This is a genomic window from Runella sp. R0.1_18, assembly GCF_057652155.1.
On the sequence record NZ_JBYFCK010000009.1, the window covers coordinates 146,060 to 163,757 of the forward strand.

Genomic DNA, 17,698 nt, shown 5'->3' on the forward strand with positions numbered 1-17,698 from the left:
TTACGCAAACAAATCCATTACAGCTTTTCCTTTTCCATCGGGGGTAGTGTAGAACGGACGCTTTTCAATTTCGTATTGAGTATCAGGAGCAATACCAAGTGCGTGGTAAATCGTTTGGTGAAGACCATCAATTTTGATAGGATTTTCAATGGTTTTGCAAGGGCGCTCATCGGCGGTTTTTCCGTAGGCAAACCCGCGTTTGATTCCTCCACCAAACATCAAAACCGAACAGCCGTCCGTAAAGTGGCGGTGCATTCCGTAGAACTTCATGTCCGTCAAAATCTCGGGTTGATTCACCTGCTCTTGCACCTTCGCATCGGGGCGGCCTTCCACCATCATGTCGCGGCTAAATTCGCTAGCCAAAATGATGAGCGTACGGTCGAGGTGACCCGATTTGTCAAGGTCTTTAATCAACTGTGCGATAGGGCCATCAATCATCTTTTTCATATCCACCAAACGTGTATGGCCATTTTCGTGGGTATCCCAACCAAAAAACGGTTCGTACTCAGTTGTCACGCTGATGAAGCGAGCGCCTTGTTCGGTTAAGCGGCGTGCCAACAAGCAACCCAATCCAAACCGCCCTGTATTATAAATATCAAAGCTTTCTTTGGGTTCTGTGCTGAGATTGAAGGCTTTAGACTCGGGCGAATTGAGTAGCATATAAGCTTGCTCCATCGAGCGACGAAGCGATTCTTTTTGGTAGTCGCTGCCAAATTCACCAAAAGCACTGTTGCTAATGAGGTCGTTGTACAACTGATTTCGACGCTCAAAACGTTTGGCATCCATCCCAACGGGCGGACGAACACTTTCAAGCCCTTGGCTTGGGTCGGGAATAAAAAATGGCCCGTATTCGTTGCCCAAAAATCCTGCGGTATGAAATGCCTTTAACTCTTCGGCTTCACCTACGGTAAAACGTTGACCGATGTCAATAAAAGCAGGAATGACGGGGTTTTTGGGGCCTAGTTCTTTGGCAATCCAAGCCCCAATGTGTGGTGCTGCTACCGTTTGTGGGGGTTCGTAACAGGTGTGCCAGTTGTATTGGTGACGAGAGTGCAAGATATGCCCCAAGTCGGCCGCGACGTACGACCGAATCAGGGTTCCTTTGTCCATCACTTTACCAATAGATTGCAATCCTTCCGAAAAATGAATGCCATCGAGTACCGTTGGGTGTGATTTAAAAGTACTCAACACCCGATTACCCTCCATGCCTTTTTCAAAAGGAGTATATCTTTTGGGGTCAAAAGTCTCGGTATGCGCCATTCCTCCTGCCATCCACAATAGAATGACGGTATCGGCAGTACCGTTGGTTTGGCCTATTTTTTTGGTACAGCCCGATAATAAACTTGGAATGGGGGCACTTGCTGCCATTGCTGCCAAGGTAGCTGCACTCGTTTTTTGGAGAAACTCCCTTCTATTCCATCTATTTGTCATTTTCTGTTCTCTGTTTTGGGTTTTCTGTTTCGGGTTTCTTGTTTCCAGTTTTGGGTTTCCTGATAACTGGTAACCGATAACTAATATCCATCAATAAATTAACTGAAATTCAGGATGTAAAGCAATGGCCCAGACCAAATCTTGAATCCCTTCTACGCTTGGTTTTGTACCAACGATTTTTTGCGCAACGCTCAACTCCTTGGGTTGGGGTTCGCGTCCCAGTGATTTTCGATATAATTCTTTTACCAACAAATCAGAAGTTGGGTATTTTGCCTGCCATTTTATCGCACCGTTTTTGAGGGTAGAGTTAAATTTGGTACCGTTAGTGAGTTCCAATGCTTGCAGCAAATTGGCTTGCGAATTTCGGCTGGTACTTACGGTTTCGCGGTTGGGGCGACCTAAGGCCGTCATAAATGGGTCGTTGATGACCAATGAAGCCCGTGGAAAAGGTATCTCCGATTTGATGGTTTCGGGCAAGCGTTTTAAAGCCATTACCGAATCGGCATACATTGGATTAAAAGCCACACTGATGGCATCGGCAAACTGCTCCGCACTCATCCGACGACGAACCATCCCTTGGAAAACAAAATCGTTTGACGTAAGCAAACCTGCATCTTTTATTCCAATGGAAGGGAGTTGGTAGGTTTTGGAGGTCAGGATGTTGTACAAAAGTTTTTTGATGTCGTGGCCATTTTGGTCAAAATCGTAGGCGAGATAATCCAATAAATCTTGACTCCAAGGAGCGTTATCCATCATGTCAACGGGCTCCACAATACCACGCCCCATCAACTGCGCCCACACCCTATTGACCAACGTACGGTACAAACGGCCGTCTTTGGGTTGTACCAAAAAGTCGGCAAGTTCTTTCAAACGCTCCGCCGTAACGGGCGATTCTTTGATTTCGCCTAGCTCTTTGAACAACAACCGACGCCCTGCCATTTTGCCCGTAGGCTTGTCGCAACGGTGGATTTCGAGGGTAGAATCGGCAAAAATATTGGCAAAAGCGTAGGCATCTTCCAGTTTCCAGTCGCTAATAAAGCTGTCGTGGCACGAAGCGCATTTGAGGTTGAGGCCCAAAAATACCTGTGCTACGTTTTGGGCTGCCTGCATTTCGGTGCGTTGGCTTGCGTTAATTGTTCCGCGCCATTTAATACCTTTGATAAATCCTTCCGATTCTTTGGTGGGGCTAATCAGCTCTTTGACAAACTGATTATAAGGTTTGTTGCTTTTGAGGGAAGCATATAGCCATTTTGTTATATCAAAACGCCCACCTGTAATGTAACCTGTTCCTGAATAATCGTTGCGGAGGGCATCATTCCAGAACGTCAGCCAATGTTGGGCATAATCTTCATTTCGGTTGAGCAAAGACGTTACCAAAAGCTCACGTTTGTTTGGGCGAGCGTCGGTTTCAAAGGCTTTAATGGCCTCGGGCGTAGGTAGCAAACCTACCACATCCAAATACACCCGACGAATATAAGTACGATCATCGACCACGCCTTTCCAAGAAATTTTATTTTGTTGAAAATACGCATTTACAAAGCGGTCGATGGGCTGTGTGGCGTCGGCTGTGGCGGGAGGAAGGGCAGGCAAACGAGGAGCCAATTCCGCTACGCGATAAATACTTTTTTCAGGGCCGTCGGGCCAAGGGGCGCCTTGTTTTATCCAAAATTCCAAGGTAGCCACTTCTTTTTCAGAAAGGCGTTTGCCTTTGGTTGGCATGGCTTCTTTATGGCCAGCAGGAAGCGTAATACGGCGAATAATTTCGCTTTTTTCGGGTTTTCCCGCCACGATGATGGGGCCGTGTTCGCCACCTTTGAAGATAAATTCTTTTTTGTCAAGGCGTAACTCGCCTTTGGTTTTGGCTTCGCCGTGGCAACTGTAGCAATTGTGTGCCAAAATTGAACGCACTTCCACGTTGAGTTCGCTAAGTTGCTGTTCGTTCAAAGGTTGACCATTGCTGGCGAACGTAAAGTTTGTACCGCCAGAAGGTTCGTTTTCTGAGGATTTATTAAAAGGTAGCACTTCGGTAAGGTAGGTTTCGCCGTGGGTCAATAGCGCACCGTAATGCCCTGCCACGGTAACCCCCAGTACAGTTACCCCTAAAAGTCCACGGAAAAGCTGTTGTTTTTGGGTACGCAAGGCCCACACTGCTGCCAGTGATAAAGCCATGGTTGTCAGCCCTGTCCATTGGTGGAGGCTTACTGTGTCGCCACCGTAATCTTCAAAATTGACCAAAAATAGCCCAAAGATAGCGGCTAAGACGGCACTGCCTGCACCAATCCAGACCAAGGCTTTGATGCCTGCTTGAAGCTCGTTGGATTTGCGTCGCCAATCGAAAAGCTCTAGTATAAAAGCCACGCAGAGTAGGCCGATTGGGAAGTGGACAACCAAGGGGTGTAGTCGTCCTAAAAAAAGCCAAAGCCAGAAGGTTTCTGTTGTTTCTTGCACGATATTAATTTAGAAAAGAGGGGGGTGGAACCTGAGTACTCTCCCCACCGATGAAGGGTTTTCCCAACATACGATGGGGGAGTAATTATGTACTACTTAAAAACTCACACACAATAAAAATCTAATCACTAAGGGCATCAGATTCTTAAATCTGATACGTCAACTATGTGTTTTCAGATTCTCAAATCTGAAAACTCTGGTGTCGGTTAAGAGTAACCGACACCACCACGTACTGCTGCCTAATAACCAGGATTTTGAGTCAGCTTACTGTTAATCAAAATTTGCGGAGCTGGAATCGGGAAATAATACTCAAAGTCACTGTAAACATAATCCAACGCATTGAAGGCAATTCCTCCACGCGATACGGTCGGATTGGCTTTTTCTTTGGCGGCATAGGCGTTCATAAAAGCGGCCAATTCGGCGGGAGTTTTGGTGCGTTGGAGGTCAAACCAGCGATGGTTTTCAAAAGCCAACTCTACGCGGCGTTCTTTGAGAATAGCCGCCCGTAAAGCGTCTTTGGTAAGACCAGTTAACTCGCCCAATCCTGCCCGTTTACGCACTTGGTTGAGGTAACCCAATGACTCGGCGTCAGGGCCAGTGGCTTCATTAATAGACTCAGCCAACATCAACAATACATCCGAATAGCGGAGAACAGGCCAGTTGTTGTCCGAACGACCCGTAATGGTGTGTGGGTAGCGGTATTTGTTTACAAATGGAATTGCGACAAAATTTCCGCTAAGGGTATAGCCCAATTGAAGCGAAATATCTTTGCGTAAGTCTCCCGTCTCGTAGGCCGCAATCATGTCGTTGGTTGGAATATTACGACCTGCTGGGGCTGTATTGGCAAAGCCCGTCACGGCACCTTGCGACAAACGTGGCGCAAACACATACACAAAGTTACTTTGTTCGCCCAAGTCGTTGCCGCCTTGATACTGTACTTCAAATACCGATTCAACGCCGTTTTTCTTGGCAGGGTCAAAGTTGTCTTTGTAGTTGGCATAAAGTGAATAACCCAACGGCAGCACTTGTTTCAAGGTGCTTACCGCTTCTGGGTAGCGTTTGAGGGTCAAATAAACTTTGCCTAATAAACTCAAAGCAGCGCCCTTGGTCACACGGCCCAAGCCCGTAGCAGGATATTTAACAGGAAGAAGATTTACCGCATCTTTAAGGTCGGTTTCGATTTGCTTATACACTTCAGCTTGGGGAGTACGAACCAAATCAAACGCTTCGTTGGGGTTGCTGAGGGTTTTGGTTGCCAAAATAACATCCCCAAAATAGCGCGTTAGGTTAAAATAGTGGAAGGCTCGGATGAACTTGAGCTGGCCTTCTATTTCCTTTTTCGCGGTGGCGTCGATGGTGGCAGGTTCTAGCTTTTCCAACGCATAATTGATATTATACATGGCCGCATAGTGGATATTCCACAGGTTGGCGATTTCACCATTGCCTGGGTTGACGGTCGAAAACTCAAACGCTTCCCAACCCGCAGCCCCCCCACGGTCGAGGGGGTTAAAATCGAGTGTAGTGTTGTCGGAAGTAAATTCTTGAAAAATATACGCCGTGCTAGTAATGCCTTGCAATTGGCCATAAACCCCATTGAGGGCTTGCTCAAACTGCGGTTGGGTTTTGTAAAAAATGTCCGTTCCGATACGGGTAGGGTCAGTGGTTACCAAGAAATCATCCTTACACGACCATTGCACCAAACCAAGAAAGAGAATACAGAAAGAAGTTATTTTTTTCATTGTCGTGAAGATTAGAAGTTAAACTTAGCGCCTACTGCCCACGTTCTTGGCACTGGATACGACTCATCGTCGTTGTTGAGCTCAGTACCACCGCGTACCCCAGCGTCGGGGTTGTTGCCTGGGTATTTAGAGAACAAAAGCAAGTTGTTGGCCGTCACAAATACCCGTGCGCCACTTAGCACTGACTTAAACTTAGGCAACGTATAACCCAAGGTGACACTTTTCAGCCACGTATATGTTCCGTCATAGACGTAGCGTTCGCTACTCTCGCGTGACCATTTGAAGTAGTTGGTACCTCCTTGTGAGTTTTTGGCGTCAGGATTAGAGCCTGGGTTTGATGGCGAGCGCCAACGGTCTTTGGCTTTGTCCAACACGTTGAATACGCCGTCCATGTTCATTGTTGAAGCCTCGATGTTGCGATAAATGTCAAAGTCATAAGCGCCTACAAACAATACGTTTAAGTCGAAATTGCGGTAATCTGCTGCGCCTGTCCATGCCCATGTGAAGGCAGGGTTAGGGTTGCCGATTTCTACCATGTCTTGGGTATCGTAGGTAATTACGCCGTCACCGTTGGTGTCGGCAAACTTCATTCCGCCAGGAATCACCCCGTCTTGTTTTGCCCACGCGTCGATTTCTGCTTGGGTATTGAAAATGCCTAATTTTTTGTAGCCATAAATCATCCCGATGGGGCGACCCACTTTTTGTACGTTGTAGCCGCCGTAGAAGCTACCGTACCAAAGCATGTCGTTGACGCCTTTGATGGCTAAGATTTGGCTGCGGTTGAAGGTGATGTTCCCGTTGGTGCGGAAATTAACAGCGCCAAGGCTGGTGCGAAAGTCCACTCCAATTTCTACGCCACGGTTACGCACTTTCCCGATGTTATCCAAACTCGTTGTAAAGCCCGAAACCGCTGGGATAGACACTGGCAACAACATGTCGTTGGTGAGTTTGTTATAATACTCAAAGGTAAAAAGTAACTTGTTGTTGAAAGTCGAAACATCCAAACCGATGTCCAATTGGTTTGATTTTTCCCATTTTAGGCCAGAGTTAGCAAAAGAGCTAATCACTTTACCAGGGGCGAAGGCATTGCCTAAAATATAGTTGTTGGCACCCACGAAAGCCAAACTTGGGTAGTTACCGATGTTGTTATTACCCGTTACACCCCAGCTTGCCCGTAGTTTTACGTCGCTCAACCAAGAGAATTTAGGCATAAATGATTCTTCGCTCAAGCGCCAACCCACCGAAGCCGCAGGGAAATCTCCGTATTTGTTTTGAGCACCAAAACGAGAGCTTCCTTCACGACGAAATGAGGCTGATAATAGGTATTTATCTTTGAAGGCATAGTTGACCCGCGCAAAGTAAGCAAGCAGTGACCAACCATTTTCGTAAGAATTAGAAGCACGGATTGAGCCTGCGCCCAAATACTGCACCAAATCATCTGGAAAAGTGTTAGCACTACCCGAAGTTCCGCGCAAGATTTCGCGTTGGCTCGTAAAACCAGCCATGGCTTCAAGGGTTTGGTTGTTTCCAATTTGGGGTGAATACGTCAGAAGCTGATCAAAAGATAAATTTTGCAACTGTTCTACTACTTCCTGGGCGGTTGCAATGCGCGGAGGAGCCCCCGCCGTACCCGATGCCACCGACAAACCGATGGTCGAAGGTACGTATTCTTTAAAGGTGTTATAATTGAGTTTTATGTTGGCCGATGTCCGAAACTTGAGGTTTTTCATGATTGAAACTTCAGCAAAGGCACTGGTCAAAATGTCGGCGATGTTGCGTCGGCGAAGCACATTTTTCAGCACATACAGTGGGTTAGGGAAGCCAAAAACGCCATCTACCCCGCCAATGTACGGACGAAGCGAGCCATCTGTATTATAGATAGGTTCGCGCGGGTCCATCAACAAAGCCCCTCCCACCAATGCGCTACGGCCGTCGGTATTGGCAATGTTTTGTTTGGTATAACTTCCGTTGACGTTCACGCCCACGTTGAGGAATTTGTTGACTTGCCCACCAATATTACTACGCAATGACAAACGGTCGTAGTTGGTATTGATGATGGTGCCTTCTTCCTTATAGTAACCTACAGAAAGCATGGAGCGAAGCGGCCCTTTTCCCGATGAAATGGTTAAGTTGGCATCGGTATAGGGTGCGTTGTTGTGCATGATGGCTCCAAACCAATCGGTTGAATATTGGGTTTGCTCAGGATAACGGAAACCAATGGGAACTTCTTCAAGTGTTGGTTCTCTTTTCTGAAAATAGCGGATGCCGTCTTCAAAGACTTCTTTCTTAAATTGGGCAAATTCCACCCCGTTAAGCATTTTTACGCGGCGCGTTGAGGGAACGTTTTGGATGCCGTAATCAAGCGAAAGATTGACGTCAACTTTGCCTTCTTTGGCATTTTTGGTGGTAATAAGCACTACCCCGTTTGAGCCACGCGCTCCATAAATCGCGGTAGAGGCAGCATCTTTTAGGATAGAAATACTTTCAATGTCGTTGGGGTTGAGGTTTTGACCAACCGACGTACCCACCGCAAATCCGTCGATAACGTACAGTGGGTCGCTACCAGCACCCAATGATCCGATACCCCGCACGCGCACTTCAAAAGCACCGCCAGGTGTACCACTTTTTTGTTTGACAACGACCCCCGCTGCCCGTCCCTGAATCATCTGATTCATGTTGTTGGCAGGTTGCTCGCCGATGTCTTTCATATTGATGACCGAAATGGCCGAGGTAATGTCTTGTTTGCGTTGAGAACCGTACCCTACAACCACGACTTCGCCCAAGGCTTTTTCATCGGTCAAAAGAGTGACATTGATAGAAGAACGGTTGCCCACAATCACTTCTTGAGGTTTGTAACCCACAAAACTAAATACCAATACGGCTTGTGCACTGGGCACGGCAATCGAAAACTTGCCGTTTTCGTCGGTAGTTGCGCCTTTCTGCGTACCTTTTATAAAGATATTTACGCCAGGAAGTACCCCGCCTTTATCATCCACGACTGTCCCTGAAACCGAAATATCAGCAAGCGCTTCTAACGACGGGTTTGGCTCGAAGTTCTTTTCTTCGGTGGGTGTATTGAGTTCACTGGAAGAGGAGGCCGATAACCTCGACAAGATGATTTGATTACTGATGACTTTGTACTTGATTTTGTACGGAATAAATAGCCTGTCCAACAACTGAGCGAGGGGCTCATTGGTGGCATTTAACGAAATTTTTTGTGTTGATTCAACAATTTTAGGACGGTAGGTAAATTTGACATTTGCCTGTTTTTCAATCAGAACCAGCGCCGAGGACATGCTTTGGTTGTCGATTTGAATGCTGATTTTACGGCTCAATAATTCTTGAGCTACCACATCTCGTGCGAGCGAGACACCCACAAAAATCATCGCAATGCAGCATTGTATTAGCGAGAACTTCATAAGGCGAATCAGGTTTTTTTGGATTTGTAATCTTTTCTTCATTAGTTTACTAAGGTTTTTGTGATTAGGAAAAGCAAAAACAACCCTTTCACATCCGCTGGAATCGGATGTGGTTTGGAAGACCATCAAAAGGGCTTTTGAAAGCCGGTAACGCTGGAATCGTTATCGGCTTTTTTTAGTGTACCAAGTCAAGTTTTATATTCATGCGATAAGGGTTTGAAATGAGCGGATAGTTGGTTTAGTTACAGCCTTTGCTTGTGATAATAACCTGAGCATCAACTACTTTGTAGGTGGCTTCAAGTGCTTCACAAATGATATCTAGTTTCTCGAAAAGGGTTTCGTTGGACAAGGTGGTGGTGAGGGTACAGTTGGCCATTAATTCTTCATCAATGACAATGTCAACGCCGTAAGCTTTCTCCAGGGCCGTGAAAATGTCGGTGACAGAGGCATTCGTAAAAGAGAATTGTTTAAGTTCTTGGGGCGACAACAAAATCACGGGCCTTTCAATCAATTTACGGGTCAATCGCTCATCTGCTTTACCAAAAACTACCTGCTGATTAGGCGTTAAGACCAGCCCATTGGTTTCGGGGTCAGGGTTTTGGGTATTTTTTTGGGCAAAAACCGAGACTCTGCCTGTTTTTACCAGTACGGTCACTTGTTTGTCAGCCTCGTAGGCTTTTACCCAAAAGCTTGTGCCCAATACTTTGGTAATCAGTCCATTGGCGTAAACAAAGAAGGGCTTGTTGGGGTTTTTGATTACGTCAAAAAAAGCTTCGCCCGAAAGATATACTTCGCGGATATTGCCCGTGAATGATTTGGTATAACTCAGTTTACTTTCAGGTTTTAGAATAGCGTGACTCCCGTCGGGCATATTAACTGTCAGGTTTGTGGAGGTAGTATTCACTACTTCTTCAAGTGGACTTTGTGCCGCTGAAATGAGCTGGTCATACTTGCCTTTGTGGGCATTTTTGTACCATCCCCAGCCCAAACCAAGTGCTATAATAACAGACGCTGCCGCAAGGGCTGGTTTCCAAAAATTTAGAACGATTTCAACTATACGTTTTGGCGGTTCTTCCAGTTCCTCAGCGATTTGCGACCATATTGCAGGGGTTTCGTGGAACGGAACTTCGTGCTTTGCTGCCACGGAAAGTTGTTCCACGCCCAATTTGGCTCTGTGGATATTTTCATTCAAATGGGGATATTCCTTTATTACATTGGCCCAATAGGCTTCAGAATCTGGCGTAGGGTGTTTTACCGACTGAATGAAATAGTCATCAGCGATAAAATCTTCAATGGTATAGGAAGCGTATGATGTGTTCATAAGTTCTTCATTCACCCCCTAAATCGGCGTAGTTTAGTTTTGTACTCATTTTTCTTGAAATATTTTTATTTATTTTTTTGAAACCTCAAAAAAACGCTGTTTCAGACCGAAAAACATTCCCGCAGTTCGGTGATGGCTCGGTGGAGGAGGTTGCGAACCGATTGGGGGTTGATGTGCATCATGTCACCGATTTCATCTAAACCGAAATCGTGGTAATAGCGGAGCTGGATGATTTCTTGCTGCCGACGAGGAAGTTGGTGAATGGCGCGTTTGAGCCGCTGGTGTTGTTCGCTAAGTTGCTCATTGGCAATCAAATCGTCCTCAAAAGACAATTCTCCAATGATATTTTCAAATAACCCTGCGGAATCAATGGGGGAATGGTTGTTTTTTTCGCTATTTCGTACAATTCTGTTTCGAAGCGAGCGGTAGAGGTAAAATCGGATACTATCTGTATCGGCTAAGTTCTGACGACTGCGCCAAAGGTGTAAAAAAAGGTCTTGGATGCTGTCTTTGATGAGTTGCCTATCGGACGTGACGCGGTAGCCATAACTCAACAAATCTTCGATATGAAGGTTGTAAAGTTGGGTAAAAGCGGCTCTATCGCCTTCTTTAAAGGCTTGCCATAGCTCCGAATCGGTTGCGTACCTCAAGGTGTTGGTTTATAAAAAATAGCTTGATATAGAATGGGTTGCCTAGCAAATTTTTTGTAAAGCAATTGTTTACTTATCCTGTACTTACCTGTCGGCATAAAAAATGTTTTTTTAAACCACGGCTTTTTCTAAAAACTGAATGACTCCCGTAGTGGCGTCTATTTCGGCTTCAATGCCAACGGGAATGGTGAATTTTTGGCGAATGTGCCCAATCATCGACCCAGAAAAGGCAGGTTTCTGAGCAGGTTGGAGATGGTCTGACCACAGGTCTTCGAGCGTAAGTGAGCCATAGCTTCCGTTGCCAGGTTCACATTCGGTACATTTTCCAAAAATAAAACCGCTCATTTCGTCGAAGATACCACTCAGTTTGAGTTGGGTCAACATTCGGTCAACGCGGTAGGGGGCTTCGTCCACGTCTTCGCAGAAAAATAGGCTTCCTTTCCAGTCGGGTACGTACGGAGAGCCTAACAAATGACTTAATACCGTTAGGTTTCCCCCCAACAATCGGCCTTTTGCTTTTCCTGCAACGATGGTGTCAATTCGGTCGGCGACTTGCGTGAGGTTATCGCCTACTACTTTTGGGTTTTCGTATCGTACAGCTTCGCCTTCTATGAGGACTTTTTTGAGGTAGCCTACGGTAAATTCGTTCCAACTAACTGCCCCTACTGGCCCATGAAATGTAACCAAGCCCGTTTGGCTATAGATGCCCAACAGTAGGGCGGTCACATCGGAATAACCTAACAACACTTTGGGGTTTTTCTTGATGGTGTCATAGTCCAGCAAAGGCAACAATCGGGCACATCCCCAGCCGCCATGGACACAAACAATTGCTTGTACCGATGAATCGGCAAACATGTCGTTGAGGTCAGCTGCTCGGTCGGCATCTTTTCCTGCCAAGTAACCGTACCTTTCCCACATTCGTTTGCCAAACTTTACCTTAAAACCCAAGGCTTGCATGGACTCGACGATGACTTGAACCGTTTGTTTGCTGTAAGCGGGAGCCGCTGGACAAACGAGCCCCACGGTATCGCCTGCTTTGAGCCGAGGCGGTTTGAGTGTGGGTTTATTACGGTTTGACAAAGAAGGAATTAGGGCGGGAGTAGCGGCGATGGTTTGGAGGAAATTACGACGTTGCATGGAGGAAAAAAGGTTCATTTTAGCCCAATATAAGCGACTATGCTTAATTGAACAACTTTTGGGGAGGGAAAGAAATTGATTTGAAAAAAATAATTTCTTTGAAAAAACTATTTGCAATTATCATTTTAGACCACTACTTTTGCATCCCCAAACAACGGGAACGGCGAAGTGGTGGAATTGGTAGACACGCTACTTTGAGGGGGTAGTGGGCGTTAGCCTGTGCGAGTTCGAATCTCGCCTTCGTCACCAAAAAACCCCGATAGCGTCAGTTATCGGGGTTTTTATTTGCCTAAAACTTAATACTAAACGTTTGAATTAACGCTTCATCTAGCTTTGAAATAATGGGTAAGAATGTCTCAACAAACTGTTTTTGAGGTGTTAAAATGAGCTTTTCAATGGGCGTAGAAGGCAGTAATGTAATGGCTGTTACTGAGACAATGTAGCTTTCGTATAAAATATCTACGCGAAAAGTTGCCTTTGCCAAACCAAGCGACGGCGCATTAAGAAGTGTGCCTGTTAATACATTGTTGGTTCTAGTACTTTCTAACTGAATAAATCCCTTTTTTTGTAGCGATTCGGCCATGGCTTCCACGATAATGGGAGTGTCCATGTCTTTAATTTCAACGGTTTCGACCCAAGTCACTACGCCTTGATTGGCAATAAAGCGGTCTTTTTTTATTGTCTGCGCTTTTACATTTACCGAAACAAGGTTTAATAATTCCCACAAACCAAGGAAAACAAGTATTTTATGCGTCATATCATCAATTTTATTGGAATCTCGCCTTACAAAGAAACCGTTTTACTGGCATTAACGCAGCTTTTGCCCCATTTCGTCCTGTTTAGGCTCGAAAATTTATCGCCCGAACAAGAAGCCGATGAATGGCGAAAAACGTGGATAGCTTCTCTTGAAGCTGATGCCTGCATTTTGTACAGTGATGGCAACTCCGAACACCTGTCGTTGTTGTTGGATCGACTTTGGAGAGCCCCTGGTACAAACATTTTTACCCTCGATATGGCCGAATTGGAAGAAGATGATTTGACTTCATTATCTTCGATTAATCAGTTGCTAAAAGAACTACTTCCTGCTGATTTTTAATAACCAGTTAACCCTCTCAACGAAAACAAAAATCCCGCTAGTAAGTTTACAAGCGGGATTGAGACTAATTGTACATAAGAACTTTCGTTCGCATACCTTAACGGACTCACACAGGGTTTATTTTAACATTTGCTTCATAAAACCATCACATTAGACAAAATTTCGAGACTTTTGTAATTTGCAGGGAGAAAGGGTTGTACCAAACACGGTACTTAAACACATAGAATATTTAGGTTTTTCACAATAGGTTACATAGATTCATCTTATGTTTTCTAGGTGTCTATTCTATTGTGTACTATGTGTTATAGAAATGGAGATAATGGAGGTACAACTTGGATAAACAAATGGGTAAGAATTCAATTGATATTATGCAAAGTACCTTAACGGAGCGGGAAATTGTCGTAAAGCAAATCAAACGCATACACCAAGACGATGCGGTACGGCTTTTTTTTTACTTATTAAATGAAATGATACAGAGTTTGGATATTCCCAAAAACTCACCTCAAATTGCATTTACGGTAAGCGAAAAATTTCCCAAAATCACTGCTAATTTGAACAATTTCACCGCTTTACAAATTAGCGGTAAGAAAAATAATGTTACGTTAAGCCTGCTTTTTAAGAAAGAATACCTCTCAAAACCAGCACTTCAACACAAAAATGTAGAATTTGAAGAAAAGGGAAGTGCAGACTATGCGTTGGGGAAAATCAAGTACCAAGACAAACATCTGCTTCAAAACGATTCTATTGTCCAATATTGGATTGATTCGTTACAGGATTTGAAACAAATTGCCTCTGCAACCAATCACCGTGAGTCGCACAATCGAGCAGTTTATCAAGCTGCTGAGGATGAGGCGTTTCGTTCGGAATTGTTCGCCAAAAATACGTCAATGGGGCGAGTGGTTGCTGAACCGACGGAAATTTATCAAAAGCGAAACGAACGCCCCACCATTCCCCTCAATTACATTTATTACGGAGCGCCTGGAACAGGGAAAACCTACGAAGTACAGCGATTGTGTCAGTCGTATCCGCACAAGATAGTGACGTTTCATCAATCGTTTGGTTATGAGGAGTTTGTAGAAGGGATTCGACCCGAAACAATTGGTGATAAAATCACGTACAAAGTTCGCAAAGGCGTTTTTTACGAAGCATGTTTGGAGGCGTTGAGGGCCGCTGATTATCAAAGTTTTGAAGGCTGTATTGCTGACTCGGCCGCAAGCCGTCAAAAACGGTTTGCTCAAGCGCCCGCCGTGCTTATGGTGATGGATGAAATCAACCGTGCCAACGTCTCAAAAGTGCTTGGAGAATTGATTACGCTCATTGAGCCTTCAAAACGACTGGGGGCGACCGATGAGCTTTGGCTTACGTTGCCGTATTCGCAAGAAAAATTTGGGGTTCCTGCCAACTTGTACATTGTCGGGACGATGAATACCGCCGACCGTTCGATTGCTTTGTTGGACACCGCCCTACGTCGTCGTTTTTATTTTAACGAATGTTTGCCCGATGTGGGTGCCCTCAGTGAAAAGGTGATTGAAAATGCCAATGTGGGAAAACTTTTGACGACGCTCAACGAACGAATAGAGTTTTTGCACGATCGTGATCACGTCATCGGCCACGCGTATTTTTTGAACGTAGAAACTTTTGAGGGCTTGTGTGAACTGTTTCGTTTTCAGGTGATTCCGCTGTTGCAAGAATATTTTTACGACGACTGGCGAAAAATTCAATTGGTTTTGGGAGATAATGAAGCATGGGGTAAGCCGCTAGATGCCAAACTCATTCAAGTGAAAATGCAGTACAGTACACGAATGGAGCAAGAGCTTTTTGGTGAAGACCTCGACAATGCGGATGCTGTAGTGACTTATCAACTCAATCCGATGCTCACGGAAGGGCGTTTTGATGAATTACCCCGAGATATGTTCCGCCGAATTTATGAAAGATAACCTCATTCAGCGTCAAGTTGAGCTGTCGGCCCACGTGGTGGCGTTTAGCCGCTTTTTGAGGGGAAAAGGCTTACCCGTCGGCCCTGAACGCGAAGCCGATGCCCTAAAAGCATTGGCCGAAATTCAGTTGGGAGAAGAAGAACAATTTTACTTGGCGATGCGGAGCGTCTTTCCCCAAAACCGAAAGCAATTACGCGAATTTGATGAATTATACACGAAGTATTGGAAAGAATTATCCAAGGCAGTTGATTCGAAAATTAAGGACGAGGCCCAAGAAAGTGAGCAGAAAAAGAAGAAACCGAAACAAAATGGTGAAGCTGCTTTTGAGGCACTCAAAAATTGGTTAAACGGCAATAAACAATCGCAAACCGAAGAGTTGGCGTCGTATAGTTTGGGAGAACCTCTGACGCTGAAAGATTTTGGATCTTATACCGACGAAGACCTCCACGAAGCTCGCCGTTTGGTGCGCCAAATGGTACAGCGAATGGCCAAAACCATGAGTCGGCGGTATGAAATTACCAAAAACGGTGGGCAGTTGGACCTGCGGCGTGTCTTGCGGAATAATTTTCGAAAAGGAGAGGAAATCATCGATCTTTTTCACCGAAAACCCGCCCGAAATAAAATTCGTTTGGTGTTGCTTTGCGACGTTAGTAAATCAATGGATTTATACAGTCGCTTTTGGGTGCAATTTATGTATGCCTTTCAGACGTTGTATCAGTCCATCGAAACTTTTGTATTTAGTACAAAATTGGTACGAATTACGGAGGATTTAAAGGAAATGGACTATACCCAAGCCCTTGAAAATCTGTCGGAACGCGTTCCCAATTGGTCGGGTGGGACGGATATTGGAACCATGTTGCAGCAATTTGTGGACGAATATGCGATGCGAAAGCTAAATTCACGGACGATTGTGTTAATTGTCAGCGATGGCATGGATACGGGTGACGGGGACGATTTGGCCAAAAATATGGAGCGAATTCGGCGAAAGGCGAGGAGGGTGATTTGGTTAAATCCTTTGGCTGGTTCGCCCGATTTTCGCCCCGAAGTGAAAGCGTTAAAAGCGGTTTTGCCCTATTTAGATTTACATGCCCCTGCGCACAATTTGGAGAGTTTGAAACGAGTCATTGAGCAATTACGTTAGGAATAAAACTTGAATATGAAAATAACTGTATTAGCGTTTGGGATTGCCAAGGAGATCATTGGCCAACTCGAACTGACCTTGCAACTGCCAGAGGAAGCAACAGTGGCGGATTTGAAAAGCCATTTGGTGGGTCAATTCCCCGATTTTCAAAAACTGGCTTCACTGCGCGTAGCTGTCAATACCGACTATGCCGACGATACCCAACCGCTCCATTCCAACGATGAAATTGTACTGATTCCTCCCGTGAGTGGAGGCTAAAAGGAAGTCCGAATTTAGCGTGCAAATTTGTGGTGTTGGTTGCTTACAACCTGTTTTTTTATCATATAATTTACTAGAAATCAAATGAAACTCATTGAATGTCCACGCGATGCGATGCAAGGGTTAAGAGACTTCGTACCGACCGACGCTAAAATAAATTACTTAAATAAACTCCTTCAGGTAGGTTTTGATACGCTCGATTTTGGAAGTTTTGTTTCTCCCAAAGCGATACCTCAGATGCGTGATACGGCTGAGGTGATTGATAAATTAGACTTATCGACAACTTCCACCAAGTTGCTGGCTATTGTCGCCAATGTTCGTGGAGCAGAAGATGCGGCACAATTTGGGCAAATTCAGTATTTGGGTTTTCCGTTGTCGGTTTCTGAAACGTTTCAACAAAAAAATACGAACAAAACCATTGCTGAGGCTTTTGGCGAAGTGGCAGAAATTCAGAATATATGCCAAAAAAATGGTAAAGAATTGGTGGTTTACCTTTCGATGGGCTTTGGAAACCCGTATGGCGATGCTTACAGCCCCGAAATCGTAGAGGCGTTTACCGAAAAGTTGGTTCAACAAGGGATTAACATCATTGCCCCTTCTGATACGATAGGCTCAAGTACTACCGATGAAATTAAGACGTTGTTTGGACTTTTGGTGAAAAAATTCCCAAATGTGGAATTTGGGGCTCATTTGCACGCAAAATCGTCGCATACCCCTAAAAAAGTGAAAGCAGCTTATAAAGCAGGAGTGAGGAGAATTGACAGTACGGTGCGTGGTTTTGGGGGCTGCCCTTTGGCCGACAATAAACTTGTTGGTAACTTGGCAACTGAGTTGGTAGTGAGTGAATTAACACAGCTTGGTGTCAATTTGCCCATTGATGACCTAAAACTCGCCCAAGCCATGCTGGCTTCACAGTATGTTTTTGGGTAAATGTTACAAATGTCACAAAGGTTGAGCTTCTCCGAAGCTGTTTTTGACAATTTTGCCTCGGAGAGGCGTAACTTTTTTGGCTACAAAGGTTGAGCTTCTCCGAAGCTGTTTTTTGACAATTTTGCCTCGGAAAGGCGTAACTTTTTTGGCTACAAAGGTTGAGCTTCTCCGAAGCTGTTTTTGATAATTTG

At 45.0% G+C, this 17,698-nt stretch carries 13 protein-coding genes and 1 tRNA gene; 6 read left to right on the plus strand and 8 right to left on the minus strand.

The window, feature by feature from the left end; genetic code table 11:
* The 7 genes from AC23P2_RS17135 to AC23P2_RS17165 all read right to left on the minus strand — a co-directional run bounded on the left by AC23P2_RS17135 (position 1) and on the right by AC23P2_RS17165 (position 12,145).
* Positions 1-1,431: a DUF1501 domain-containing protein gene (locus AC23P2_RS17135; protein WP_472492268.1), complete on the minus strand. Its 1,431-nt coding sequence runs from the start codon at positions 1,429-1,431 to the stop codon at positions 1-3.
* Between the two features lie 90 nt (positions 1,432-1,521).
* Positions 1,522-3,879: a DUF1549 domain-containing protein gene (locus tag AC23P2_RS17140; RefSeq protein WP_487774330.1), complete on the minus strand. Its 2,358-nt coding sequence runs from the start codon at positions 3,877-3,879 to the stop codon at positions 1,522-1,524.
* 239 nt (positions 3,880-4,118) lie between these two features.
* Positions 4,119-5,618: a RagB/SusD family nutrient uptake outer membrane protein gene (locus AC23P2_RS17145; RefSeq protein WP_487774331.1), complete on the minus strand. Its 1,500-nt coding sequence runs from the start codon at positions 5,616-5,618 to the stop codon at positions 4,119-4,121.
* Between the two features lie 11 nt (positions 5,619-5,629).
* Positions 5,630-9,079 (minus strand): TonB-dependent receptor, encoded by a 3,450-nt coding sequence (locus AC23P2_RS17150; RefSeq protein WP_487774332.1) that lies wholly within the window; start codon positions 9,077-9,079, stop codon positions 5,630-5,632.
* 196 nt (positions 9,080-9,275) lie between these two features.
* Positions 9,276-10,358 carry a FecR family protein gene (locus tag AC23P2_RS17155; protein WP_487774333.1) on the minus strand — a complete coding sequence of 361 codons (1,083 nt, stop codon included), beginning with the start codon at positions 10,356-10,358 and terminating at the stop codon, positions 9,276-9,278.
* Between the two features lie 101 nt (positions 10,359-10,459).
* Positions 10,460-11,008, minus strand: a complete 549-nt coding sequence (locus AC23P2_RS17160; protein WP_487774334.1) for an RNA polymerase sigma factor — start codon at positions 11,006-11,008, stop codon at positions 10,460-10,462.
* Positions 11,009-11,119: 111 nt separating this feature from the next.
* A complete protein-coding gene (locus AC23P2_RS17165; protein ID WP_487774335.1) occupies positions 11,120-12,145 on the minus strand; it encodes a S66 peptidase family protein in 1,026 nt (341 codons plus the stop codon).
* 162 nt (positions 12,146-12,307) lie between these two features.
* On the opposite strand from AC23P2_RS17165, the gene AC23P2_RS17170 reads away from it, so the two are divergent.
* Positions 12,308-12,394: transfer RNA gene (locus AC23P2_RS17170), tRNA-Leu, on the plus strand.
* 40 nt (positions 12,395-12,434) lie between these two features.
* On the opposite strand, the gene AC23P2_RS17175 is transcribed toward AC23P2_RS17170, so the two are convergent.
* A complete protein-coding gene (locus tag AC23P2_RS17175; RefSeq protein WP_487774336.1) occupies positions 12,435-12,902 on the minus strand; it encodes a hypothetical protein in 468 nt (155 codons plus the stop codon).
* Here AC23P2_RS17175 and AC23P2_RS17180 point away from each other — a divergent pair.
* The 5 genes from AC23P2_RS17180 (at position 12,894) to AC23P2_RS17200 (ending at position 17,507) form a co-directional block, all read left to right on the plus strand.
* Positions 12,894-13,241: a hypothetical protein gene (locus AC23P2_RS17180; RefSeq protein WP_487774337.1), complete on the plus strand. Its 348-nt coding sequence runs from the start codon at positions 12,894-12,896 to the stop codon at positions 13,239-13,241. The two genes, AC23P2_RS17175 and AC23P2_RS17180, sit on opposite strands and share 9 nt — an antisense overlap.
* 368 nt (positions 13,242-13,609) lie before the next feature.
* The gene (locus AC23P2_RS17185) at positions 13,610-15,178 is read left to right on the plus strand and encodes an McrB family protein (RefSeq protein WP_487774338.1); all 1,569 of its coding nucleotides are present in this window, start codon (positions 13,610-13,612) and stop codon (positions 15,176-15,178) included.
* Positions 15,168-16,319: a vWA domain-containing protein gene (locus tag AC23P2_RS17190; RefSeq protein WP_487774339.1), complete on the plus strand. Its 1,152-nt coding sequence runs from the start codon at positions 15,168-15,170 to the stop codon at positions 16,317-16,319. The genes AC23P2_RS17185 and AC23P2_RS17190 overlap by 11 nt, the downstream gene beginning before the upstream one ends.
* Positions 16,320-16,334: 15 nt before the next feature.
* Positions 16,335-16,577: a molybdopterin converting factor subunit 1 gene (gene moaD / locus AC23P2_RS17195; RefSeq protein ID WP_028526154.1), complete on the plus strand. Its 243-nt coding sequence runs from the start codon at positions 16,335-16,337 to the stop codon at positions 16,575-16,577.
* An 84-nt stretch (positions 16,578-16,661) separates the two neighbouring features.
* The gene (locus AC23P2_RS17200) at positions 16,662-17,507 is read left to right on the plus strand and encodes a hydroxymethylglutaryl-CoA lyase (RefSeq protein WP_487774340.1); all 846 of its coding nucleotides are present in this window, start codon (positions 16,662-16,664) and stop codon (positions 17,505-17,507) included.
* Positions 17,508-17,698: the final 191 nt, after the last annotated feature.